The 23,892-nt window shown below is 54.3% G+C and carries 22 protein-coding genes; 18 read left to right on the top strand and 4 right to left on the bottom strand.

The genetic code is table 11. The features are described 5' to 3' along the window. Positions 1–573: 573 nt before the first annotated feature. The 14 genes from ABLV30_RS16230 (at position 574) to ABLV30_RS16165 (ending at position 12,675) form a co-directional block, all read left to right on the top strand. Complete coding sequence (locus ABLV30_RS16230; protein WP_025106302.1) at positions 574–1,119, top strand: fimbrial protein; 546 nt, start codon at positions 574–576, stop codon at positions 1,117–1,119. 67 nt (positions 1,120–1,186) lie between these two features. Then, complete coding sequence (locus ABLV30_RS16225; protein WP_025106303.1) at positions 1,187–1,720, top strand: fimbrial protein; 534 nt, start codon at positions 1,187–1,189, stop codon at positions 1,718–1,720. 106 nt (positions 1,721–1,826) lie between these two features. Continuing rightward, a complete protein-coding gene (locus tag ABLV30_RS16220) occupies positions 1,827–4,328 on the top strand; it encodes a fimbria/pilus outer membrane usher protein (RefSeq protein WP_048262851.1) in 2,502 nt (833 codons plus the stop codon). A 19-nt stretch (positions 4,329–4,347) separates the two neighbouring features. Next, entirely contained in the window at positions 4,348–5,082 is a 735-nt protein-coding gene (locus ABLV30_RS16215) for a fimbria/pilus periplasmic chaperone (RefSeq protein WP_025106305.1), read from the top strand. 32 nt (positions 5,083–5,114) lie between these two features. After that, positions 5,115–5,708: a fimbrial protein gene (locus ABLV30_RS16210; RefSeq protein ID WP_046877956.1), complete on the top strand. Its 594-nt coding sequence runs from the start codon at positions 5,115–5,117 to the stop codon at positions 5,706–5,708. Beyond that, complete coding sequence (locus ABLV30_RS16205; protein ID WP_047723937.1) at positions 5,708–6,235, top strand: fimbrial protein; 528 nt, start codon at positions 5,708–5,710, stop codon at positions 6,233–6,235. The genes ABLV30_RS16210 and ABLV30_RS16205 overlap by 1 nt, the downstream gene beginning before the upstream one ends. 184 nt (positions 6,236–6,419) lie before the next feature. After that, the gene (locus ABLV30_RS16200) at positions 6,420–6,809 is read left to right on the top strand and encodes a hypothetical protein (RefSeq protein WP_025106308.1); all 390 of its coding nucleotides are present in this window, start codon (positions 6,420–6,422) and stop codon (positions 6,807–6,809) included. Positions 6,810–6,841: 32 nt separating this feature from the next. Beyond that, a complete protein-coding gene (locus ABLV30_RS16195) occupies positions 6,842–8,164 on the top strand; it encodes an FKBP-type peptidyl-prolyl cis-trans isomerase N-terminal domain-containing protein (protein WP_227636513.1) in 1,323 nt (440 codons plus the stop codon). A gap of 300 nt (positions 8,165–8,464) precedes the next feature. Continuing rightward, entirely contained in the window at positions 8,465–9,274 is an 810-nt protein-coding gene (locus ABLV30_RS16190) for a LuxR C-terminal-related transcriptional regulator (protein ID WP_348865627.1), read from the top strand. A gap of 209 nt (positions 9,275–9,483) precedes the next feature. Then, positions 9,484–10,239, top strand: a complete 756-nt coding sequence (locus tag ABLV30_RS16185) for a fimbria/pilus periplasmic chaperone (protein ID WP_047723935.1) — start codon at positions 9,484–9,486, stop codon at positions 10,237–10,239. A 1-nt stretch (position 10,240) separates the two neighbouring features. Then, positions 10,241–10,768 (top strand): fimbrial protein, encoded by a 528-nt coding sequence (locus tag ABLV30_RS16180; RefSeq protein ID WP_049083945.1) that lies wholly within the window; start codon positions 10,241–10,243, stop codon positions 10,766–10,768. A 20-nt stretch (positions 10,769–10,788) separates the two neighbouring features. Further along, the gene (locus ABLV30_RS16175) at positions 10,789–11,274 is read left to right on the top strand and encodes a fimbrial protein (protein WP_025106313.1); all 486 of its coding nucleotides are present in this window, start codon (positions 10,789–10,791) and stop codon (positions 11,272–11,274) included. 18 nt (positions 11,275–11,292) lie between these two features. Continuing rightward, positions 11,293–11,793 (top strand): fimbrial protein, encoded by a 501-nt coding sequence (locus ABLV30_RS16170; RefSeq protein ID WP_025106314.1) that lies wholly within the window; start codon positions 11,293–11,295, stop codon positions 11,791–11,793. Between the two features lie 27 nt (positions 11,794–11,820). Continuing rightward, entirely contained in the window at positions 11,821–12,675 is an 855-nt protein-coding gene (locus ABLV30_RS16165) for a hypothetical protein (RefSeq protein ID WP_048262843.1), read from the top strand. 59 nt (positions 12,676–12,734) lie between these two features. Here ABLV30_RS16165 and ttrA read toward each other — a convergent pair whose 3' ends face one another. Genes ttrA through ttrB form a run of 3 tightly spaced genes read right to left on the bottom strand, consistent with a single transcriptional unit; the run spans position 12,735 to position 17,544 of the window. After that, positions 12,735–15,800 (bottom strand): tetrathionate reductase subunit TtrA, encoded by a 3,066-nt coding sequence (gene ttrA, locus ABLV30_RS16160; RefSeq protein ID WP_122116801.1) that lies wholly within the window; start codon positions 15,798–15,800, stop codon positions 12,735–12,737. Beyond that, a complete protein-coding gene (ttrC, locus tag ABLV30_RS16155; RefSeq protein ID WP_109240374.1) occupies positions 15,793–16,815 on the bottom strand; it encodes a tetrathionate reductase subunit TtrC in 1,023 nt (340 codons plus the stop codon). Before ttrC ends, ttrA begins: the two co-directional genes overlap by 8 nt. Then, entirely contained in the window at positions 16,816–17,544 is a 729-nt protein-coding gene (gene ttrB / locus ABLV30_RS16150; protein ID WP_265799964.1) for a tetrathionate reductase subunit TtrB, read from the bottom strand. Between the two features lie 177 nt (positions 17,545–17,721). On the opposite strand from ttrB, the gene ttrS reads away from it, so the two are divergent. The 4 genes from ttrS (at position 17,722) to ABLV30_RS16130 (ending at position 23,292) form a co-directional block, all read left to right on the top strand. Further along, complete coding sequence (gene ttrS / locus ABLV30_RS16145; protein WP_265799963.1) at positions 17,722–19,494, top strand: tetrathionate respiration histidine kinase TtrS; 1,773 nt, start codon at positions 17,722–17,724, stop codon at positions 19,492–19,494. After that, entirely contained in the window at positions 19,469–20,056 is a 588-nt protein-coding gene (gene ttrR / locus ABLV30_RS16140) for a tetrathionate respiration response regulator TtrR (protein ID WP_046877947.1), read from the top strand. Before ttrS ends, ttrR begins: the two co-directional genes overlap by 26 nt. 170 nt (positions 20,057–20,226) lie before the next feature. Beyond that, positions 20,227–21,285 carry a YncE family protein gene (locus ABLV30_RS16135; RefSeq protein ID WP_046877946.1) on the top strand — a complete coding sequence of 353 codons (1,059 nt, stop codon included), beginning with the start codon at positions 20,227–20,229 and terminating at the stop codon, positions 21,283–21,285. A 9-nt stretch (positions 21,286–21,294) separates the two neighbouring features. Beyond that, positions 21,295–23,292 carry a TonB-dependent receptor gene (locus ABLV30_RS16130; protein WP_139153606.1) on the top strand — a complete coding sequence of 666 codons (1,998 nt, stop codon included), beginning with the start codon at positions 21,295–21,297 and terminating at the stop codon, positions 23,290–23,292. A 50-nt stretch (positions 23,293–23,342) separates the two neighbouring features. On the opposite strand, the gene tolA is transcribed toward ABLV30_RS16130, so the two are convergent. After that, complete coding sequence (gene tolA / locus ABLV30_RS16125) at positions 23,343–23,771, bottom strand: cell envelope integrity protein TolA (protein ID WP_014838514.1); 429 nt, start codon at positions 23,769–23,771, stop codon at positions 23,343–23,345. Between the last annotated feature and the right edge of the window lie 121 nt (positions 23,772–23,892).

Below are 23,892 nucleotides of genomic sequence, written 5' to 3'. Positions count from 1 at the left end.
TGATCGCATGACCAACATCCCTATAAGGTTATTTCTTCCGCAGAGGGAATTTTGACCAACTGGTAAAATATAGCCTCTCCGCGCTCCTCTCTATAAAGAAACCCTGCCCTTTCATAGGATTTTTCAGCTTTTAAACTTCGCTTCCTACAATATGTATTAGGAATTTTCTTACGGATGAGTCCTAATATTTCACAAGCACATCGATCTTTTGCAATTGTATGAAATACATGGTTTTTTTAATTGCGTGATGCTGTCGATGAAATTTTTTTAAGTTGTGCATATATTTTTTTAAATTATTGGTAATATTTTTACATACATTGTCGTATTAAACTGCTTTTGCGAGATTTTATCCTGCAAATTATTTTTTAATGAAATTATTAGCTCGTAATTACCCATTTGGTAGATGCATATGTTCAATTGTAAGCTTTTTCAAGTTAGTATGATTTCGCTGTCAGGAATACACATAACTCAAGAGGATATAGCGGTATTTTGTCAGCATAAATATGCGTTATTATCTTCTGATGTTATTTTCAGGATGGTTATCCAGTAACTTTTAATATAACGGAATGTATTATGAAAATTAGCAAAATTGCATCTGCTGTTGTTCTCACTATGGGTGTCGCCTCTTTCGCAGCTCAGGCCGATCAGGGAAGCGGCAAGGTGACTTTCTGGGGTTCCATTATTGATGCACCATGCTCAATCAAAAATGGTTACGGCGATCAGCGTATTGAACTGGGTCAGATTTCCAATACTCATTTAGATAACGGCGGTATTTCCACTCCTCGTCCGTTCGACATCGAGCTGGAAAACTGCTCCTTCGAGAAGGATTCAAACGGCGACCCGATGTATAACACCGTTAAAGTGACCTTTGCTGGCGGTAATGTCCCAGGAGATATGACCATGTTGGCTATTTCCGGTCAGGCCGCTGGCGCCGGCGTGCGTATTGAAGATGGTTCTGGTCAACCCGTGACTTTATTGGTACCTACTAGCGGTCGCGGCCTGGGCATTGGCGACAATACCCTAAACTTCAGCGCTTACCTCGAAAAAATCTCTACCGTAACCAACGTCACTCCGGGTGATTTTGAAGCAGTGACCAACTTTACCCTGGCTTATGAATAAGGTGAGTCCTGTTCTCATGTAGCTTTATTCGGGCTGCATTTGCAGCCCGATATTCAGGAGCACAGTCATGGTAAATATATCGCGTTCTCTGATGTTGAGTTTGTTATTAGGCATATCACCGCTGTCTCAGGCATCCGACCAGGGGCGGGGCCTGGTTACAATGAATGGTCAAATTCAGGAGTCGGCCTGTTCTATTCATACCGACGATATCTGGCAGGAGATTCCATTCGGCGTGATCTCGTATAGCGATCTTAATCAGGAAGGCAAAGCGGTCATCAAACCTTTTGCGGTTCGGCTGGTGAATTGCTCACTGGAACGGATTCGCGGCGGTTTATGGCAAAGCGTAAATATTACCTTTAGTGGCGAAACGGAGATATTCCGCCCGGATATTTTTAAAGTCAATGGCGAGGCGCAGGGGCTTGGACTGCGTATCCACAATCAGGCTGGCGATGTGGCGCGTGATGGAATACCGATGCCTGCCGTCATGATCCAAAATGAAAATAATGAATTACGTTATTTATTATCGTTAGTGCGCGGTGGAAAAACGTTGTCAGAAGGCGACTGGTACGGAATTATTCGTTTCATGGTGACCTATCAGTAGCGGGAAATATGAATGATAAAAACAGATGAGCCTCTCATCTAAATTATTTCCGGGATTGACACTTCCCGCCGGTGAATTCTACCAGGCAATAAATGGATTTTAAAAAATGAAAAAAAGCAGACCACCAGCTTTTTACCTGCGACGTCTGGGTATTTACATTGCTATTGCCATTTTGGGTTCTACATCACCGGTAGTGGCGGTAGAATTTAATATTGATATTCTGGACTCGGAAGACCGGGAAAATATCGACTTATCGCGCTTTTCCCGGGCCGGCTATATTATGCCCGGAACCTATACGCTCAGCATGCGTTTAAATGAGCACGGTATTTCTGACCAGGAAATTTCTTTTATTGAAAGAACCCGTGACGATGGGGTGGTTGTAGAAACCTGTCTGACGCCTGCGCAGGTCGAACTTCTCGGTCTGCGGGATGACGCGCTCAACATGATTAAGTGGCTCGACGAGGGGCGTTGCGCTGATTTTTCCGCTCTTGAAGGCGTCGTCCTGCGCGGCGATCTGTCAGAATCTTCCCTGCAAATTGCGGTCCCCCAGGCCTGGCTGGAATATCAGGATGCTTCGTGGCTGCCTGTTTCCCGCTGGGAAGAGGGCATCCCCGGGATGTTGGTTGACTATAACCTGAATACCAACGTCACCTGGCCTCGTCAGGGTAATCAGAGCCAGAGTGCCAGTATCAGTGGTACAACAGGCGTTAACCTGGGTGCCTGGCGCCTGAGGGGGGATTATCAGGGGAGCTATTACAATACGACCGGACGCGCGGATAAAAATTCACGTAATTTTGACTGGAGTCGTTTCTACGCCTATCGCGCGTTACCTGGAATGATGTCGAAACTCACCGTTGGTGAGGATTATCTCTCTTCCGATCTCTTTGACTCCTGGCGCTATACCGGTTTGTCGCTGGCGAGCGATGAAAGCCAGCTGCCGCCTAAACTTCGAGGCTACGCGCCTGAAGTCTCCGGCATTGCCCGTACCAACGCCAAAGTGACGGTCAGCCAACAGGGTCGAGTCATCTATGAAACGACGGTTGCCGCTGGCCCGTTTCGTATTCAGGAACTCAACAGCGCCCTGACCGGACGTCTGGATGTTCGCGTTGAAGAGCAGGATGGCTCCGTGCAGACATTCTCGGTTGAAACGGCTCAGGTTCCTTATCTGACGCGCCCCGGCCAGCTGCGTTATAAAATGACCACCGGTCGTCCGCGCGATTATAACCACAGCACTCAGGGACCATACTTCGCCACAGGTGAGCTCTCGTGGGGGCTTACCAACGCGTGGTCACTGTACGGAGGTGGCATTTTTTCCCAGGACTACAACAGCCTGGCGGTGGGGGCGGGTCGTGATATGAACGCCTTCGGGACACTTTCTGCTGACGTGACTCATGCCAGCGCGCGTTTCCCGGATGATAAAAACAGGCAAGGGCGATCCTGGCGCCTGAGCTACTCCAAACGTTTTGATGAAATCAATAGTGAAGTGACGTTTGCCGGCTACCGTTTTTCTGAGCGCAACTATCTCACCATGGGTGAATATCTGGATATGCGCTATCGGGAAGGCTACGTCGGGAATAGCAAAGAGCTTTATACCCTCCAGGCGACCAAAAATTTCGCAGACCTGCGCCTGTCGACGCACATCAACTGGTCGCATCAGACTTACTGGAACCGCCCGGCAACCGATCGCTACAGCGTGTCGCTGAATAAATATTTTGACCTCGGTGACTGGCGGCATCTGTCGTTGTCCCTCAACGCCGCCCGCAGTGAATTTAACGGGCGTAAGGACGACAGCGCCTATATCTCACTGACGATGCCGTTTGGATCGGGAACCGTTGGCTATAACGGCAGCATGAGCCGCGACCGCTATACACAAAATGCCAGCTGGAGCCAAAGGCTGGATAACAACGACTATTACAGCATCAACGCCGGCAACAGCGTCGGCGGTGGGGAAGGAACTCGCAGCCAGATGAGCGGGTACTACTCGCACCTGGGCAATATGGCGGATGTCACCACCAACTTTAACTGGGCGCAAAGCCAGTACTCCTCGTTTGGTATTTCCGCCAGCGGCGGTATGACCGCGACCGCTGAAGGTGTGGCGCTGCACCCTGGTGGGGTACAGGGTGGGACTCGTCTGATGGTCAGTACTGATGGGGTAAGCGGTGTTCCGGTGGGCTTTCAGGGCCATACCAATGCTTTTGGCATCGCGGTAATCCCTGGGGTGCCAAATTACTATCGAACCCGCGCTGAGATTGACGTTAATCGTCTGCCAGACGATGTCGAGTCTGGCGGAACGCCGGTTGTTGAACTCGCCCTGACTGAAGGGGCCATCGGGTTCCGTCGTTTTGATGTGCTGAAAGGCTCTAAGGTCGTGGCCATCCTCAGCCAGGAAGATGGGCGCCATCCGCCATTCGGCGCCACGGTACATAACGCAAAAGATCGCGAACTGGGGATGGTCAGCGACAGCGGACTGGCCTGGTTGACCGGCGTAAATCCGGATGAACGCTTAACCGTGCACTGGAGTGGTTCCGCTCAGTGTGAAGTCGTACTGCCACGGGTTATCCCTGCACAGCAGCTATTGCTGCCGTGCAAGCCGGTCACTCGCGGCTGAGAAAGTGAATGGTGATGTAATGAAAAGCAAAAAGATAGCGATGACGATAGTGCTGGCAAGCCTGGCGGCAGGTCTGGTTAACGAAGCCGGGGCAGCGATTGCGCTGGACAGAACGCGGGCGATTTTCCCCGGTTCGGAAAAGAGCATTTCCCTGAGTATTACTAACGACAGTACGTCAATGCCGTACCTGGCGCAGGGATGGATTGAGGATGAACACGGGAAAAAAATCAGCGGTCCTCTGGTGGTTGTTCCGCCGCTGCAGCGTCTTGAAGCGAAAGGGAAGAGCATGATGCGTATCAACGCCATGCCGGATGCCGCGATGTTACCTCAGGACAGAGAGAGCATTTTTTATTTCAACGTGCGCGAGGTGCCGCCAAAAAGCGAGCGACCCAACGTGATGCAGCTGGCGTTACACACCAAAATAAAATTGTTCTATCGCCCCAAAGCCATTCTGCCGGAGAAGTATAGCCGCTGGGATAACCAACTGGTGCTGCATAAAGTGAACGGCGGTTATCGGGTAGAAAACCCGACGCCCTATTACATGACGGTGATCGGGATTACCGCTGCGCCGAAAGTGGCGGTGGCCAGCGGATTTCAAACGGTGATGGTACCGCCGAAGTCCACCTCGATGGTCAATAGCGCGCACTATACCGTGCCGCATGTCACCACGATTAACGACTTCGGCGGTAAGCCAACCCTGCGGTTTAGCTGCAGCGGTAACATCTGCCGGGCTGCGGATACCCCGGCAAGCTGATGGACGCCGAAGCTGAACACAGGAGAAGCCTGATGAAACAAGGATTTGGTCATACCACCCTCATGTTGTGGCTTTTGATGGCTGGAGTCGTTTCCGCGGCGAGCGCCGCTAACTGGGATACCGATGGCCTGAATGGCGGCATTCGCGCAAGCGGAACGCTTGTTGCGTCACCGTGCGCGCTGCTGCCTGAGTCGGCAGAACAAGAGATCGATTTGGGCAGCACCGTTGCCTGGGGACTGGAACGGCCGGGTAGCGTTACGCCATCAGTACTGGTGTACATCAAATTAGATCGTTGCCCGGGAGAATACTCGTTTATGCGCGATCGCCAAATGATGCGCGGCGCCACGATGTTAAACGGACAGTCTGCGGTAAGACTGACTATCTATGGGGAAGCAGAACCGATGGATGACCGCTTTTTCCGGGTGCATGGTGGCGTAGAAGGGGTCGCGTTGCGCCTTAGCGACCGACAGGGAGAACTCTTACGACCCGCGATCCAGAGTCGACCGCAGATTCTCTATCCGGGACGCAACGATTTGGTGGTGCAGGCACAGCTATGGCGTCTTCCCGCGCCGCTGATGGCTAATGAATGGCGCAGCGTGGTGAATATCGGCCTGGAGTACGAATAATGAAAAAAAATATCGTGTGCGTACTCAGCCTGGCAAGCTTTCCTCTGCTGCTTTTGCTGGCTGGTGTGTCGGTCACTCATGCCGATACTGACGTTCATTTCTCCGGGAATCTGATTGCCGACCCTTGTGAATTACACGTGGATTCGGAAGATCAGATTGTCGATTTTCGTAACGTGCCTTCTAAGACATTTATGAAATATCCCCGCAGCGAACGCGAGCGTTTTTCAATCTGGTTGACGGAGTGCGATCTCTCGCTGGGCGACACGGTGACCGTAACCTTTATGGGAACTGAGGATAGCGCTCAGCCAGGGCTATTCGCCGTCAGCGGAACGGCGAGTGGTATTGCCATTGCGCTGGAAGATGAGAACGGTACGCCGGTAAAACCCAATGTCCCTATGCGGCCGGCAGCATTGAAGGCGGGAGATACTTTTTTAAATTTTCAGGCCTTTATTTCCGCACCAGTACATCATCTGGTCAGAGAGGGAGATTTTGAATGCGTCACCACTTTTCTTCTGGAATATGATTAAAACCCGGGCTGATGAGTTATTACTGCTTTACGCAAAATGTCAGTTGGTTAACTTTTCTGGGCTGCTATTTATTCATGGGTCAAATAACGATTTGAATGTTCTTTATAAGAATCTGCTTGCTTCCTGTTGCTTTATTTTCAGGAAAGAAGACATTAATAAGTCATATACTGGAGTGCATTAAATAATGTTTAAATCAGGATGTATAGCAGCGATCATCGCAGGTACATTTTTAACGGGTTGCGTCGCAAAAAACATTCCGTCACAGGTTACCTCTTCCATGGAATCCGTGGATCCCCCCACGACTTCAGACGGGGAGTTGGATATGGTGCAGTGCGAAAAAGAACTCAGGGCGCTGGAGTCGATTAACCCTATTAAACATGTCGAGCTCAAGTCTCGCTTTGAGCGAGTGATGCTCGGCGCTTCCGGCTATACCAACGTACGAAGTTCCGTTAATCCTGAAACGCGTAATGCCATTGACGCTTTGTATAAGTTTCAGGCGGTAAAATTATGCTCGGAGGTCCGCGCCGAAATGCTCAATAGCCTCGCCGTGAAGCCAACGGGTGAGAATATTTAATGGATCGTAGAGCAGGGAACGTTTTGGTCCTGATGATGGGTATCGTTTTGATTTCATCTTCACGGGCGGATGTGTTGAACTATGCTCGTGAATGGACGTCACGCAATGATGAAAATAAAGCCATTACATCCCCGTCTCAGCCACAAGCGGAGGAAGACAAATCTTCTGCGCCGCGTCAAAAATCTGCTGTACAGCGATCGCTGCCCGGTGAGAAATCTAAAGCTCCGCCTCCGGCGGCAACAAGAAAAAAAAGAGTACCACCGGCTGTTGCCGCCGATAAGCGAATGACATCACCTGCGATTACGCCTTCTAAACCGACGGATAAGCAGGCGCCAACGGTAGCGGAAGACCGGGACAAGTTAGTGGCTGGGGCCAGTAAGAATCCCTCTTTACCCGATCCCCAGATTTTGGGGCGCTGGTTTAAGGCGTTAAGGCAACATGCGTCACTGAGTCCCGCAGAGATTGATTTACGCGAAAATTTCCAGCTATCGCGCAATGAGGTAGAGAGATTGAAGGCTCAACTCGCTTTGCGACACCGTGAAGTACAGCAGCAGTTCGTTGCCCTCCAGGCGGCTTCTGAACAGCTCGCCGCGGCAATGGAGAACAATGGCAAGCAACAACAGGAGCTCCAGGCGCTCACCGTGCGTGCCAATCAGCTGGAAGAGAAAAATGCGCAGTGGCAAGTAGTAACCAGAAAATTGCAATCGAGCCTTAAGCAAGCACAGCATCCCGCACTGCCGGCAACCGACGATGAACTGGCCGATTTTGCCGCCGGGATGGCGATGGGGTTTGACATTTTGGGCGTACTCGAACAGCGGAATGAACAAGATGTTCATGTTGATAAGGCGGCCTTTCTGGCCGGCATTAGCGAAACGATACGCGGCGAACGCCGGTTATCTCAGGAGGAATTTGAGCGCCATCTTAACCGCGCCAATCAGCGAGTCGAGGTTGCGATGCACAAGATCAAGCAGCAAAAGGAAGCGCGGGATAACGCATGGCTGGAGAAATTTCGCCAGGAGGAGGGCATACAAACTGCGGGTGAGCAGGCCTGGTATAAAGTCATCCATGCGGGTGAGCCGCTGTTCGAGGATGAGCACTCTGAAGCGGCGCTAACCATTTCGGTCAATCGCCGTCTGTCAGATGGTACCGTGATTGCGGACACCGATCTGACGGGTCTGGTATTACAGGAAAAGTTGTCCGATCTTCCTGAATGGCTTCAGATTGTGGTGAAGGATATTCGTCTTCATGGTGAAGCAGAGTTAGCCGTTAAGGTTGATGAGTATGGCGATCCTCGAAAATACGGGAATTATATTGAACATTGGCGCATCCGGGTAATTGAATTGCATGCAATGTAAATAATTTCAGTAAAAATTTACGTTACTTTTAAAATATAGCTCGCATGGCCGAGAGAGTGAGTGGGGCATCAATTGTATAATTATTTTAGTGTTTATTTATGTAGAGATATTAATTGTTCGGGAAAGAGGAGGAAATATGATGGATGACACCAGAGGTACCTATTTGCCGGTTTATGTGGCAACTGAGAATAATTATTTTTCTCAGGGGGGGTTTTTCTCCTTGAGGAGTTATTTGAGGATGAGTTTAGCGGCAATATTACCGTATCCTTAGTCAAAAAATTGCAGGAAGCCGATCTCATTGTGCAAGTGCAATCTCCTGGGGAAAAAGCCTTTGACTGGGTCGATTGTCAACGATTTCGCGCCCACAATGACTATAAATTTAAGCTCCCCAAGAAAAAGTGGTTAAGCGTTTATCCACGTAGTGAACACTATGATAAAAACTTTCATTGCCCGGTTGTTAGTTCAGTTCTCGCGATGAGGAACTCAGTGGCGACCATCCGGCGAAAGCTGTTCATGCTGTTTTTCGCCGATCTCATGTGCGGGCCTCCGGACTTACGTAAACCAAATTGTAATAAATGTCCTGGCCCCTACCAGTTGACATGGCGTGAACAGCTAATGCTAGGCTATTTGAGCCAGGGCTTAGGCCACGATGAAATTTCTCGCAAAATGGGCTGTAGTATTAAGGCGCTCAGTGGCTATCGACGCTCGATTATGCGGAAAGTCAATATCACCAGATACAGTGATTTCGTTTCGTGGCTGGGTACCAAATCGGTTTCTGATAAATATGCTGAGGTTGTTAATAATCACGAACGTGATGCGGATGAAGATCAGCTAATATGGAAAACCACGTTGTCCGGTGATATGGAGAGACAGCTCGATGATAAAGAGCGAGCTTTACAAAGTATAAAACGCTTGACCAAAAAACGGTTACGAAAAAGCGAACTGGATGATGAGGTATGGCTGACAACGCGAGAAATAGCCAATGAGATGGATATCAGTATCTACAGCATGCGTTATTTATTATGCCAGATGGAATCAAACGGTAAAGTGATCAGTATCAAAACCGGAAAAGGGAGAAGTCATACTCTCCGCTGGAAGCTGGCAAGTTAATTCTTGTCCAGGACAACTGTCTCGGCTAATAAGCAGGGACGAAAATGAATATTAATAATGGGTGGGGTGCAAATTTAGGAATGTTCATCATGCCATTTCTGAAAATGGATCTCCCCCTTAAAAACGCATATGTACAGATAGACATAAAATGTAAATTATCTGCTAGATGAAATAACTCTGGTCCTGTAAGTGATACGACAGGTGAAAGTATGAAACTTAAATTAACGTCTTTTCTGGGTATTCTACTGTTTACCGGAAGCCAGCATTCAGCTCAGGCTGCATTATCTGTGGAACGCTCCCGGGTTATTTTCAATGAAGGGGAGAAATCTGTCGGATTGAGCGTGAAAAATAATAATACGCAGGATCCCTATCTCGCCCAGGGGTGGATGGAAAACGAGAAAGAAGAAAAAATAAACGGCCCTCTGATGGTTTTACCGCCCGTACAGCGTATTGAGCCCGACGGTAGAACGATGATCAGGGTACAGCAGGTTGCGGATGCCTCTTCACTGCCCAACGACAGAGAAAGCGTATTCTGGCTTAACTTACGCGAGATCCCACCAAAATCCGACAAACCTAACGTTCTGATGCTGGCTATGCAGACGCGAATGAAAGTGTTCTGGCGACCAAAGGGGATTAAGGTTGATCCCCTGCTTGATGCGGTGCCCGGCGTAGAAACGCTGACCCTCGCTCGTAAGGGGGACCGCTATGAGGTTAATAATCCGACACCGTACCATTTTTCATTTGTTGAAGCGCGTGACAGCCTGAACGGAAAAGCGCTGGACGATTTCGAGCCCGTGATGGTTTCTCCAAAAGATAAAGCGGCGCTGACGCTACCCACCTTGCGGTTGGGAAATAATCCGACGCTGATGTTTATTAATGATTATGGCAGCGCGCGATTATTACCGTTTACCTGCACCGGGACGCTGTGCCGGGCGGGAAAAGTGGCACTACCAAAGGAAGGCTGATATGACGCGCCAACACTCAATAACATCCCGAGCGTATCTGATGATGGCTGGAGCCTTACTGTTTTTTTCCGGCGGACAGGCGAAGGCCGCTGAAGGAGATACCACCACTATCACCGTCAACGGCACCCTGATCGATGGGCCGCAGTGCGTTATTGACGGTAACAACACCGTAGACGTGAAGTTTGGTGATGATCTGATTACTCGTCTGGTAGACGGAGTGAATTATAAGAAAGAGATTCAATATGGCCTCACCTGTACTGGCCTGAACAGTAATGCCCTCAAACTGACGATTCGAGGGTCTCTGGCGAGTTTTGGCAGCGGTCTTTTGTTGACCAGTAAAGGGGGCCTGGGCATACGGCTGTACAGCGGAAGTGCCGGCACCACGCTCATGACTCCCGGCAATTATGTCAACTTCAATGGCACAGCCAATAAACCCAGGCTGTGGGCCGTACCCGTGGCTCAGAATAACGCCACGCTTACCGCAGGTCCGTTTTTCGGCACAGGCACCATGGTCATTGACTACCAGTGACGCGAGAGGAGAGAGACATAGTGACCCCCATAAATCTGCGTGGCCTGGTGCTTCCCCTTACGTTGTGCTTTGGCACCAGCGCGCTGGCCGACGCAACGGTTAACTTTAGCGGCACCTTAATAGAAGCGCCTCCGTGCGTGGTACATAACAATAACGTTATCACCGTCAACTTTGGCAACGAGGTGATGACCACCCGTATCGACGGGACGCAATACCGGAAGCTGATTGATTTCGATTTAGATTGCTCCATGGCGGTATCGTCAAAACAGAAAGTGCGCATAACGGGGACAGCGGCAAGCTTTGACAGCACGGCGCTGGCGGGAGGTCAAAGCGGGCTGGGCATCGCCCTGTACAATGGTGATACCCGCCTTAACGTTGGCACCTGGCTAAATTTCACCGACCCCAATATCCCCAAGCTTTACGCCGCCCCCATCAAACAAAGCGGAGTGACTCTGAGCGGTGGGCCGTTCAGGGTCATGGCTTCGCTTGTCGTGGAGTATCAGTAAATGGCGCAGGGAAACAACATGATGAAATTGAGCGGATATGCCCCCTTGCTGTTGGTCGGCCTGATGATGACGTCATCTCTTCAGGCGGCAGACCCGGAAAACCTCGAGTTTATCGGCACTCTGGTGACGCCACCGGCTTGCTCAATAAGCGAAGGCGGCCCTGTGTATGTGGATTTCGGTGATGTCCGAATAAAAAAAATCGTGGAGGGAAAATACCGTGAAACCGTTCCACTAACCCTGAAATGTGAAGACAGCACCCTTGCATGGCAGCTGCGGCTTAGCGTACGCGGTAACGCGGCCGGGTTTGATGCCGACAATGCCACCGTGGTGACCCCTGAGCAGGCCAATCTTGGCGTGAAAATCTACCAGAACGGCCAGCCGTTTAAGCTGGGCGAGGCCATCAACATCAATAGCGTGACGCTGCCGAGTATTGAAGCTCTCCTTGTTCAGCGCAACGGGGTGGAGTTGGTGGAAGGATTATTTAGCGCCACCGCAACCCTGCGGGCCGAATACCAGTAACGCTATTTTATGCACAGGAGAGTGCAGGTGAAGAAAAAGCTATTTCAGGCAGCCTTAGCGGCAGCCATGATCGTGCCGGTTTCTGTACCCGTGTACGGTGAAAACTATCGGTGGAAAACGGTCACCGCAGTAAGGTTGGTACCTTTCGGTACGGGTACTGAGTGGATTATCACCACAGGTGATATTACCGTGAGTTCAGGTAGCGTCAGCCTGGATACACCAGCGAACTTAGGCAGTAATGGCGGGCTTTTGGTTGCAAATGCGCTGACTGCGAATGGCGACTTTTGGGGGACATCGGATGTTGCCACGAGTTATCCTCCGCCCGGCGTCCCGTATAAGGGAACCTGGCGAGAAGTGCTTAACGCGAGCGTCGATAGCGTCAGAAATCAAATTTCCATCCGAAATTATAGTGTAGTGGGAGGCTCTTCCACCGTCTGCTTTGGATACACGCTTCGTGAAGCTAATGGTAACTTCAATTTTTCCGACCTTGTTTATCCGCCGGGAGCCGGTAGCGGTATAAACTGCATGACGGCGCCACCGCTAAACGAGTGGTGCGCCATGTCTGTGCCTCAGGTAACGCTAAGTTTCGGTACGCTAATGCTTGACCAGGCGGCGGGCAAAACGGCTGATAGTACGGTGGGCGTTTCCTGCACGTCTTCCTCGGTGAGCTATGTGTTAAAGCTACAAACAGGCAATACCTATATCCCGCTCAGCAACGGCATGCGTGCCAATCTGGGACTTGGGGCAGCTAACTCAGCGCCGGGTAATACCACCTATTCCGGATCTCAGTCCTCGCTACGGTTAAGAGGAACGCTGGCTGGGACGCCAACCTCAACCGGCGCCTTCAACGGAACCGGCGTGATGATGGTGGTTTATAACTAATCATGGCCGCCTCGATACCGGTACGCTAAGGAGCACAACCCTGTACGTACCGAAGCGGTCTACACCCGCTCAATCCTTGCCGGCAGCCCCTGACGCACCGCCGCGCCGGAGACCCAGTCCAGCCAGGTATTGCTGACCTCGCGGGTTGGGTCGGCAAATCCCAAATCGTTAAGGTTAATGCCGGCTTTAATCTGCGCAGCGAACGGCATGGGCTCACCGTCGAGGGTGTGCCGCGCCGCGCCCATTTCGCGATGCCCGTAGCCGTGTTCAATCGCGATGACGCCGGGCATTACGCCACTTAACAGGCTAATGACGGCTTCAACCTCGCCGCCGGGCGTGGAAATTCGTACGCGGTCGCCGTGCGCCAGGCCGTAGCGCTGGCCGTCCAGCGGATTCAGCGCCACCAGATTGGTCGGCTTAAGATGATGCAGGCGCGGGATCACCGTCGAGGCGCTGGCCATGGTATTGGATTTAAACGAGATCAGCTTCAGCGGCCACTGCTGTCGCGGGAAAAGCGCTTCGATAGCGCGTCCGTCGGACAATCTGGCCGGATACCATGCCGGGCAGCCGCTGTAGCGCTCGCCGGTGATGGCGTGGCGGTGGGCGGCAACCTCCGCGTTCCAGATCTGCAGCGGTTTTTCCCACAATTGACCGACGCGATTCTCCGCGCGACCGCTTGTGTCCGGCGCGAAGCGCCCGCCGCGGGAGTAGACAAAGGCTACCCGGCTCACTTCGTCCGCTTTCAGGGTCTGGTTGATAACCGGCAGAATACGCTGCACCCCGGTCAGCGTCAGATCCTCGCTAATGGCTTCGGCAACCGGCGCGTTACCCATAAATGCAATGTTCGCGGCCATGCGCAGGTAATAGTCCTCAGCCCGGTGGAGTGGATAGCGGTTACCCTGAGCATCGGTAATGGCGTTTTCGCCAAATCCTGGCAGATTAAGACGCTTCGCCACCGCAATGCAAAATGCTTCCATTGACGCAGGCTCACCGTCAGCGGTTTTTGCGGTGGCGGCAGGGACGACCGGCCAGCGGGCGGTGGTGGCCTTACTGGCGACGCCGGCCCACGGCGCGCTGAATCCCCAGCTTTCGAAATTATGCGTATCCGGAACGATATAGTCGGCCAGGGCGGTGGTTTCATTCATAAATGCGTCAATGGCGATAAACAGCGGCAGCCGCTGCGGATCCTTTAGCTTTTCTTCCGCAACCGCGCGTAGCCCGGGCACGCCGTACAGCGGGTTGGTCATATTGGAAATCCACGCTTTCAGCGGATAGGGATAGCCTTCGAGCGCCGAGGTCAGCAGCTCGGTCAGCTGTCCTGCGACGAACGGATACCACGGGGCTCTGGCCGGGTAGGGGGAGACGCCCGCCGCCGCCTTGCTGCGATACTCTTCGGAGGATTCATACGCGGTTTTGCTGCGCGCGATGCTGAGCCCTTTCGGCTTCACTTTACCGGCAAAGCTCTCCAGGTTGTAACGCGGGCCGTCTGTCGCGCCGTTGAATTTGCCGCCGCCGACAAACACGCCGCCTTCCAGGCTGAGATTACCGATTAGCGCATTAAGCATCATGACCGCCCAGGCGCTGTAAAATCCGTTGCCGGCCATCATGCCGCCGTGGGTAATGACCGCGGCTTTACGACCATGACGGGTAAAGGCATCCGCCAGCGCCGCGATCTTATCTTCCGCGACGCCGCACTGCTGGCTGTACTGTGTCAGGGTGAGCTTTTCAGCGGACTCTTTCAGCAGCTGGAAGCCGCTTTTGACCGTCACGCTGCGCCCGTCCGGCAGGGTTAGCTGGCGCGTTACAAAGAGCGCGCCGCGCGGGCAGCCGCTGGCGGCGACAACGTCACCGCTTTCGTTAACCACCACCGGTTCGCTGGCGCCCTCCGCATTCAGGTGAGCAAGGGTTAAATGCTGTCCGGCCAGCTCCGGCTGGTCATCGGTGATGACCAGGTGTGTCGCATTGGTCCAGCTCTTTTCAGCGGCCTGCCGCATCGCCTGCGCGCCCGGTAGCGCCAGGTAATCGGCGTTGTAGCGCCGGTTTTCGATAATCCAGCGAATCATCGCCATTGCCAGCGCCGAATCGCTCCCGGGGATCACCGGCAGCCAGTGCCCGCGATCGTCTGCCATCACCGTGGTGAGCGGCAGCGCCGGCGCGACCACCACATACTGAAAGCCATTGCGCAGGCGGGCGCTGGCGAGCTGCCTGGCCTGGCGTTTAAAGGGGTTGCCTGACTGGGCGGGCGACGTTCCCATAAACATGGCGAACTCAACGTTATCCCAGTCGGGCTTCACATGCGGGTTTTTATCCAGATCGCCCATTAAGGCGCCGGAGCCCGCGCGATAGGCCAGCCCGCAGTAGGAACCATGTGCGCCGAAGTTTTTACTGCCGAAGCTGTTCAGCGCAAAACGGCGTAAAAAGGTATCGCGCCCATCGTCGCTGGTGTTGGTGACCAGTAGCTGGTTGGTTTTTGGGCCGAATCCCGGATGCCGCGGGTCAACGGGGGCGATCGGATCGTGAATCGCGCGCAGACCATCAACGTGCCCCTCGCCAAACAGATCGCCGCCTTCAACCACCTCTTTCACCAGTTGTTCAAAGCTGATGCGCTGCCATTTCCCTTCGCCGCGTTTACCCGCGCGCTTCATCGGCTCAAGGAGCCGCAGCGGGCTATAGAGTCCCTCGAGCTGCGTGGCGCCGCGCGCGCAGGCGGTAGAGCGGGCATCAAGTCCGCTTTCACCCGCCAGCTGCGCCATGGCGGTTGAAAAAGGAATGGAAGAGTCGAGGTGGTGCTCATGAGAAAGCGGGTGATAAGGGTTGCCGGCAATGCGCAGTACCTCGCCTTTCTCGCTATCCACCCGCACCCGAACGCCGCACTGCGTCCAGCAGCCAAAACATTGGGTCATCGAGATAACCTGCCGAGAATTTTGTTGCCAGCCGGTATTTGCATTGGCTTCCGGGATCAGCGCATTAGCGAAAATACGATCGCGGGTCACTTTACCGGATGTACCGCTGAGCAGGCCGTCAAGGGCGCGCTTTGCCACCTCGCGATAGCTCAGGGCGAAAGACGCCAGACCGCCTGCGGCGAGGCCGACTTTGAGCCACTGACGACGGGTTAAATTAGCCATGTTGCCTTCTCCTTGCGAGTCCGTTTACGGTTTCACGGACAATAATGAGCAGCGCAATCCACAGGCCGAATGTGCCAAGGATAGCGAGCCAGCCGTCGGTACCGACCGGCAGGGTATAGGGATTAAACTGGGCATTAAATTTGGGGATGGTTTGCCCCTGAATCAGCAGCGTCCAGCGCATCAGCCAGCTCAGCGCCATGGCGCTGACGGTCAGCAGGGCGCGAACGGGCAGCGTCAGTGGATAACGCAGGGCAAGCGCGCAAAAGATCAATGAAATAAGCCAGCATGCCAGCCAGCCGATCGCGTAATGACGAGCTGAAGGCGAAATGACCAGCCACTGACGAATAGCCGAGCCGGAAAGGGTATCACCGCTGACCCAGATCGCCACGATGACGGCCAGCAGCATAAGCGCTGAGAGCTGCCATATCGCCAACTGCCTTTGGCATTGAAAATCATTGCGTACCGCGACAATCAGCAGGGCGAAAAAGGTTTGCAGCGCGCTAAAGAACATCGCCAGCACAAAGGCGTAGCTGAACCAGACCGGGCGGGCCTGAACCACGGAGACTTCGCGTCCGGTGTAAAGCAGCAGCCCCGTCGCGGTAAGCGCGCTGGCCAGCGCCAGCCATTTTGTGACGCTGTCACTTCTATTGCGCAGCAGACCTAACTGCCGTACCGCAAACCACAGGCCCAGAAAGAGGGTGAATAGCGGCAGAAACAGCGCCCCCCAGGGCATCCACGACCAGGGCGTGGGATAGGCGTAAAAGTGCCAGAAGCGGGCGGTTTGATGCAGGTCCGCCGTCAGCGCCAGCGGCGCGGTAATCGCGCAGGTCAGAGCAATCAGCAGCGTCAGCCGTTCCAGTTTCGCATCGTGTCTTTTGCGCCAGTGAAGCAGGCAGCCAAACAGCGCCGCGCAGGCGGCAATGCCGATGAAAAAGAAATACTGCACCGCCCACGGCAGCCAGCTCACCTCCTGCGGACGGGCCAGCACTTCCTCAATGATCATGGTTTGGCTCATTCATACCTCCTGCCAGAGCACGGGTTGGGCATGTCCCATCAGCGGGGTAACAAACGCCTCGTCCAGTCCGAGATAGAAAACGTGGGGGACGGTACCGTTTTCCGGCTTCAGCACCTTGATGGCGTCATGGTGCAGGGCGAGCGTCTGCGAGATACGGCTTTGACGGTCCTGGATATCGCCGACGATCCGCGCGCCGCCGACGCAGGACTCGACGCAGGCGGGGAGCAGCCCGGCTTCCAGGCGATGAACGCAGAAGGTGCACTTATCGGCGGTTTGTGTCTCATGGTTGATAAAACGCGCGTCATAGGGGCAGGCCTGGACGCAGTAGGCGCAGCCGACGCAGCGGGTGTTATCCACCACCACAATGCCATCCTGGCGCTGAAAGGTGGCCTGCACCGGGCAGACCGGCACGCAGGGCGGGTTATCACAATGGTTGCACAGCCGCGGTAGCAGGACGTTGGTGACCCGATCGCCCAACTGCACCTGATACTGATTGACGTGAGTACGAAACGCCCCCTGCGGCGTCTGATTTTCGATTGCGCAACTGACGGTGCAGGCCTGGCAGCCGATGCAGCGTCGCAGGTCAACCAGCATGGCATAGCGATGACCGGAGGCGCCTTCGCGGCGGGCCGGCGAAAAGGGAAATTTCGCCTCCGCCAGCGGCACCAGAGACGCGCCGGCGGTGAGAACGCCCAGCTGCGCCAGAAACTGTCGTTTACTGCTGTCCATATTTTTCCCTCGCGCAGCAATAACGAAACATTTGTCACGTCATTGTTTTGCATGTGATGAATAAACAATGTTGATGATTTACAGTGTAAAAATCGCGGCGGGGTCAGCTCTATTGTGGTTAACCACATACCCGGCGGGTTGTTGATCTAAAACAACATAATGAACAGGGATAATCGGGTGAGAGCGAAAAATGTGCAGCGTCTGGCGCTGCTGGTGACGGCGTTCCTGCTGAACAGCAGCGGGTGGGCGGCGTCGTGGAATATCGGCGTTCTGGCCATGCGCGGCGAGGTCTTAACCCGCAGCCACTGGCAGCCGCTGGAGGTGATGCTCAATCAGCAGCTAACGGATCAGCAGTTTCACATTCAGCCCCTCGATCTGCAGCAGATGCAGGAGGCGGTCAATAACGGCTCGGTGCAGTTTGTGGTGACCAATCCGGCGCAGTTTGTCCAGCTGAATAGTCATTCTTCGCTGCGCTGGCTGGCCTCTTTGCGCTCTTCGCTCGGGACAAGCAACGTTATCGGCAGCGTCATTTTGACTCGTCGCGACAGCGGTATTGCGTCGCCGGCCGACCTGATCGGCAAAACGGTAGGGGCCATCGATCCTCAGGCCTTCGGCGGCTATTTATTGGGATACAAGGCGCTGAGCGATGCCGGGCTGCGGCCGGAACGCGATCTGCATCTGCGTTTTAGCGGATTCCCCGCGGATGCGCTGATCTATCTGCTGCGTGAACGGGCAGTGCAGGCGGCGATTGTTCCGGTGTGCCTGCTGGAAAAAATGGCTGATGAGGGACTGGTAAATAAAGCCGATTTTACCGCGGTCATCGAGCGGCCGGCGGCGATACCTTGTCTAACCAGTACCCCGCTGTATCCCGACTGGTCGTTTGCCGCGCTGCCGGCGGTGAGCGACGCGCTGGCGGATCGCGTGACCCGCGCCTTGCTCAATGCCCCGGATAACGCCGTCTTTCACTGGGGAGCGCCCGCTTCGACCCGTCAGGTGGAAGCGTTGCTGAGCGAAGTTCAACAGCACCCTCAGCAGCGACGGCTGTGGCTGGAGATGAAAAGCTGGCTTATCCAGCACCGGTTAATCATGGGCTGCATCGGGCTGGCGCTGCTGTTGCTGACGCTGAATTATATCTGGGTGATGCTGCTGGTGCGGCGGCGCGGCAGGCAGCTTGAACGCAACGCTATCCGGCTGCGCGAGCAGGAGCTGGCGCTGCAAACGGCAAGACAGATGAGCGTATTGGGTGAGATGACCTCAGGCTTTGCCCACGAGTTAAATCAGCCGCTGTCGGCCATCCGCCACTATGCGCAGGGTTGTACGATCCGTTTGCAGAAACAGGATCCGCAGCATCCCTTACTGCCCGCGCTGGGCCACATCGATCAACAGGCTCAGCGCGGGGCGGAAACGCTGCGCAATCTGCGCCATTGGGTCAGCCAGGCGCACGGGGAGCCAGGACGAGCGGAGACCTGGGAACATATCAGCGTTCGTCAGGCTATTGACCATGTCTGGCAGTGGCTGCGAATGCCGCAGCAGTTTCCCGGGCTGTTGCTCAACAGCGATGTCGATCGCCCGTTAACGCTCGTCTTACCGCCGGTTCTGCTTGAACAGGTGCTGGCGAATCTGATCCTCAATGCGGCGCAGGCCGGGGCGAAGATGCTGTGGATTGATGCCGTTCGCGATGCCGGAGGCGTGAAGATCGTCCTGCAGGATAACGGCGGTGGTATCGCCGGGGCGCAGCTTGCTCAGGCATTCCAGCCGTTTATGACCAGTCGACAAGAGGGGATGGGGCTTGGGCTGGTTATCTGTCAGCGGCTGGTCCGCTATGTCCGGGGGGAAATAAGCCAGGCAAATCAAACGGCGCCCGATGGACGGCCCGGTGTCACCGTGGAACTGACATTCATGCAACAAGGAGCGCGGAGCGGCAATGGCGATAATTCATCTACTGGATGACGACCTGGCGGTGACCCAGGCATGTGCTTTTTTACTGGAAAGCCTGGGTTACGAGGTAATGTGCTGGGCAGAGGGGGACGTCTTCCTCGCGCAGGCCGATCTCTTCCGGACCGGCGTTGTCCTGCTGGATATGCGGATGCCGGCGCTGGACGGTCAGGCAGTACATGAGGCGCTGCGTCAGCGCGGCAGCACCCTGGCGGTGGTTTTTCTGACCGGACATGGCGACGTACCTATGGCGGTAGAACAGATGAAACGCGGCGCGGTGGATTTTCTGCAAAAGCCGGTGTCGGTGAAGCCGCTACAAACGGCGCTGGAACACGGCCTGGCGGCCTCAGGCGAGCGGTTTGCGCGGCAAAAGAACGTGGACTGCTATCAGCAGCTAACGCCCAAAGAGCGGGAGCTTGCGCTGCTGGTGGTGAAAGGGCTGATGAATCGGGAGATTGCGGAGATAATGAACATTGCCGTACGCACGGTGGAGGTCCATCGGGCGAGGGTGATGGAAAAGATGCAGGCGGGGAGTCTGGCGGAGTTAGTCAGCATCTTACAGCCGGTTATCGCGTGATTTTAATGATTCCGATGAATGAAGCGTGGCGAGCTCCCGGCGGGAACAAAAAACGGCGGTTAATATCAGAACACAAAAATTGGTAGGGAAGATGGAGATGAATGCAATTGCAAATGATATTTATTTTCATTAGTGTTTGCATTCCGTAAGCTACTGTAAAGAAAAATTACATGTCTACCGCATCCCTGAAGCAGGCCGCGCGCCTCGCGCTGGTCATTTCGTTTTCCCTGCATGCTCTCTCCGCCTCGGCTAAGGATTTCACCGAGCGGGACTTCCGCGCTCAGGCTCTCGGCCACGGCGTTTACGAGCTGGCCTATGATAACGGCCAGAAGACGCTCTACGCTGCCTCCGCGCCCTCGTTTGATAAAGATAAAACCGCGGGACTGGTCTTTCGACTGGCGGCGGATTCTCTGCGGATTGATGAGAAAATCGTTACCGAACGCCGCGCCTTCGCGCTCTCCCTGGATGAAGAAAATCACATCCTGTATTTGGGTAACGCGCTGGATGGCTCGCTAACGCTTCTGGATACGCTGACCAATAAGGTGATTAACACTATTCAGCTCAGCGATGATTCAGATCCTGCGAAACAGGCCCACGTCCGCGAAGTGGTGCTGGATAAGCTAAACCAGCGTTTGTATGTGTCAGGGATCGGGCGCAAAGGCCAGGGCCTGCTCTGGGTGGTCGATACCCGCAAGCAGCAGCTGATTGACACGCTGAACAACATCGACCCCGTAGGGTTTGCCGTTGATGCATCGGGCGAAAAAGTCTATGCGGTCACCGGTAACGGGGAGTTGGCTACCCTTGACGGCAAAACGTCGACGTTAATTTCCCGCGTGAAGGTCGATCCGGCTGACGCTGAGCACTATTTCCTCAATATCGCCCTGAACAGCGCCGCCGGAGTCGGATATATCGCCGATACCAACACCCGCGATGTGCTGGTGGTGCGGCTGGACTCCGGCAAGCTGGTCGATCGTATCGCTTCGCCAAACTCGGTCGCTGTGCTTTATAACGCCATGCGCGATGAAATCTACGTGACCCATCGCAACGATCGCTCGATTAGCGTCATCGATGCGCGAACCCATCGTCTCAAGCACACCCTCAAAACGGCGGCTATGCCCAACAGCCTGGTCCTTTCTGCGGATGGCGGAACGCTTTACGCCAGCGTCAAACAGGACGAAAAAAGCGATCGGCCTGACTACGTTCTCAAGATCGATCTCACTCAATTCTAAGGACTTTTTGTGGCGATGAAGACACGCATAGACGTGGCGATGGCGCTCGCCTTCGTCAATCTGCCCGCGGCAGCCTACGCCGCTGATGGCGCAGGGATAAATGAAGAACAGATGGTAGTGACCGCCACGGGATTCAGCCAGGAGAGGCGCGAGGCGCCGGCGACGATCTCGGTGCTCGATGAGAAGGCGCTGAATACCCGTTCCAATCAGAACGTCACGGAAGCGTTGCGCGAGATGCCGGGCGTGCTGGTGGGCAACGGCCACGGTAGCCTGGCGACCGGCGATGTACAGATGCGCGGTATGGATTCGACCTATACCTCGTTTATGGTGAACGGTGTCAAGCAGTCTACCCGCGAATCGCGACCTTATGGGCATCACATTGGGTCTGAAGCCGCTTTTATGCCGCCGCTGGCCGCCATTGAGCGGGTGGAGGTGATTCGCGGGCCTATGTCATCGCTGTACGGCTCTGACGCTATCGGCGGTGTGGTCAACGTCATCACCAAAAAGGCGTATAACCTCGAAAAATGGACGGGGGTGCTGGAGGATAATTACTTCCTGCAGGAGAAAAGCGAATACGGCAATACTAACCAGACAAACGCCTTCTTTATGGGGCCCGTCGTACCGGGCAAACTCGGCGTCAGCGTGGGGGCTGACTATCTTGACCGTCGCGATGATGACAGCCCGACCCAAGAACGTTTTGTTAAGCATCAGGCGGGGAATCTGGACGCCACAATTTCTCTTTCGCCAACCGATACCCAGCTCTGGGATCTGAACGCCTCCAAAGGCAATCAGGAGAAAACCCATAACGATAAAGCGTGGTACTGGGGCTTTGACCGCGATGCGGTCTCGCTGTCACAGCATGCCTGGTACGGTGATGACCTGGTGGAGGTGAAGAACTTTATCAGCTACGAAAAGGCCCGTACGGAGTACCGCGTGCCCGGCATGGACTCGCAGTTTATCAAGCAGAATAATTTTGAGGCCAATAGCGCGAACACCTTTACGCTGGCCGATCACAAGCTGACGCTAGGCGTAAACTTCACGCGCAATGAACTGAATGACACCTTTGGTATTGCGGACAAGCAGGCGCCCGGCGTCACCCCGGTGAGTAAAATCACCCGTCACGGCTGGGCGGTTTTTGCTGAAGACGCGTGGATGATTGTACCGGACTTCACGTTGACCACCTCTGCGCGCCTGGATCATGACAGCTATTTTGGCTATCACGTTACGCCTAAGCTCTACGGCAACTGGACCATTGACGAAAGCTGGGCGCTGAAAGGTGGCGTATCCGCCGGCTATAAAAAACCGGACCTGCGCCAGAACAACGCCGGCTTTACCAGCGTCTACGGCGCTTATCCCTATTCTGAGATTGGTATCGGCAACGACGATCTCAAACCGGAGCAGAGCATCAACACCGAGCTGGGCGTGTACTGGCAGCAGGATGCGCTGGCGCTCGACGCCACGCTTTTTCATACCAAATTTAAAGACAAAATCAGCGACCATACCATCTGTACCGCCTCGGCTACCCGGCAATGCCAATACAACGGCTATACCGCGGATAGCGTGTCGCAATACATTAACGTCGGGGATGCGGAGATCTACGGACTGGAGCTGAACGGCGACTGGCAGGTGACCGCAGCGCTGAAAGCGAACGCCAACTATACCTATACCCACAGTGAACAAAAAAGCGGTGAGTATAAGGGTTATGCGCTAAGCGATTTCCCCAGCAGTATGGCCAACGTTTCGCTGACGTGGAACACCGCTTCCGATCTTGAACTGTGGACCAAGGCGAGCTGGCGCAGCAGATCGCCGGATATCGGCAAGTCCAGCTCAACGGATGCCTATGCGCTGGTAGATCTAGGCGTGCGTTATCGCCTGAGTAAGCACGTCACGCTGATGAGCGGTATCTACAATCTGTTTGATGTGAACCCGGTTTACACTACCGCTTACCGGCAGAAGGCTATGCTGGAAGGGCGACGCTATAATTTCGGCGGCCGCGTGGAGTTCTGAAAATCGTGCAGGGGCCGAATAGCCCCTGCGATAAAATGCAAAAAAAGCTCTCAGGGCCTGAAGTCCAGAACCACATGACTGAATGTCTGATAGGTTTTTTCATCTGGCGCGGGCGGAATTTTGGCTTCTTTCAGCGCGGACATTACCGCCGCGCATAACGCCGGATCGCCGCTCTCGACCGCTGGATTATGCACCGTCCCGTCACGCTGTAGCGTTAAGCGCACCGAGCATTTTTGCCCCTGCCAGGACGCCGGCTGGTCTATTTTCGCGAAGATAGCCCTCTGGACCTGCGTCAGATAGCGTGAGACGTTGGCCTGCGGTGATTGATCTGAACCCGTTTGATAATCGCGAAACATCTTATCCACTTCTGCCGATACCTTCGCGTCTTCGGCGCTATCCGGCGCAGAAGCACTACCCGAGCAGGCGGAAAGAAGTAAAGAGAGAGTGCAAATGAGCACCGGGCGGATTTTCACGGACATGGTAATGCCTCCTTGCTGGTGATGATGCGTTTCTGACGCGAGACGGTTATCCTCTGTTATTCCGCGATATTATTCAAACGCCGATCGCCTGGTATGCGCTTTAAAGTGACAGTGTCACCCA

The organism is Klebsiella sp. CN_Kp113, assembly GCF_040064585.1.
GTDB lineage: Bacteria > Pseudomonadota > Gammaproteobacteria > Enterobacterales > Enterobacteriaceae > Klebsiella > Klebsiella michiganensis.
This window is presented reverse-complemented; position numbering and strand designations above follow the sequence as displayed.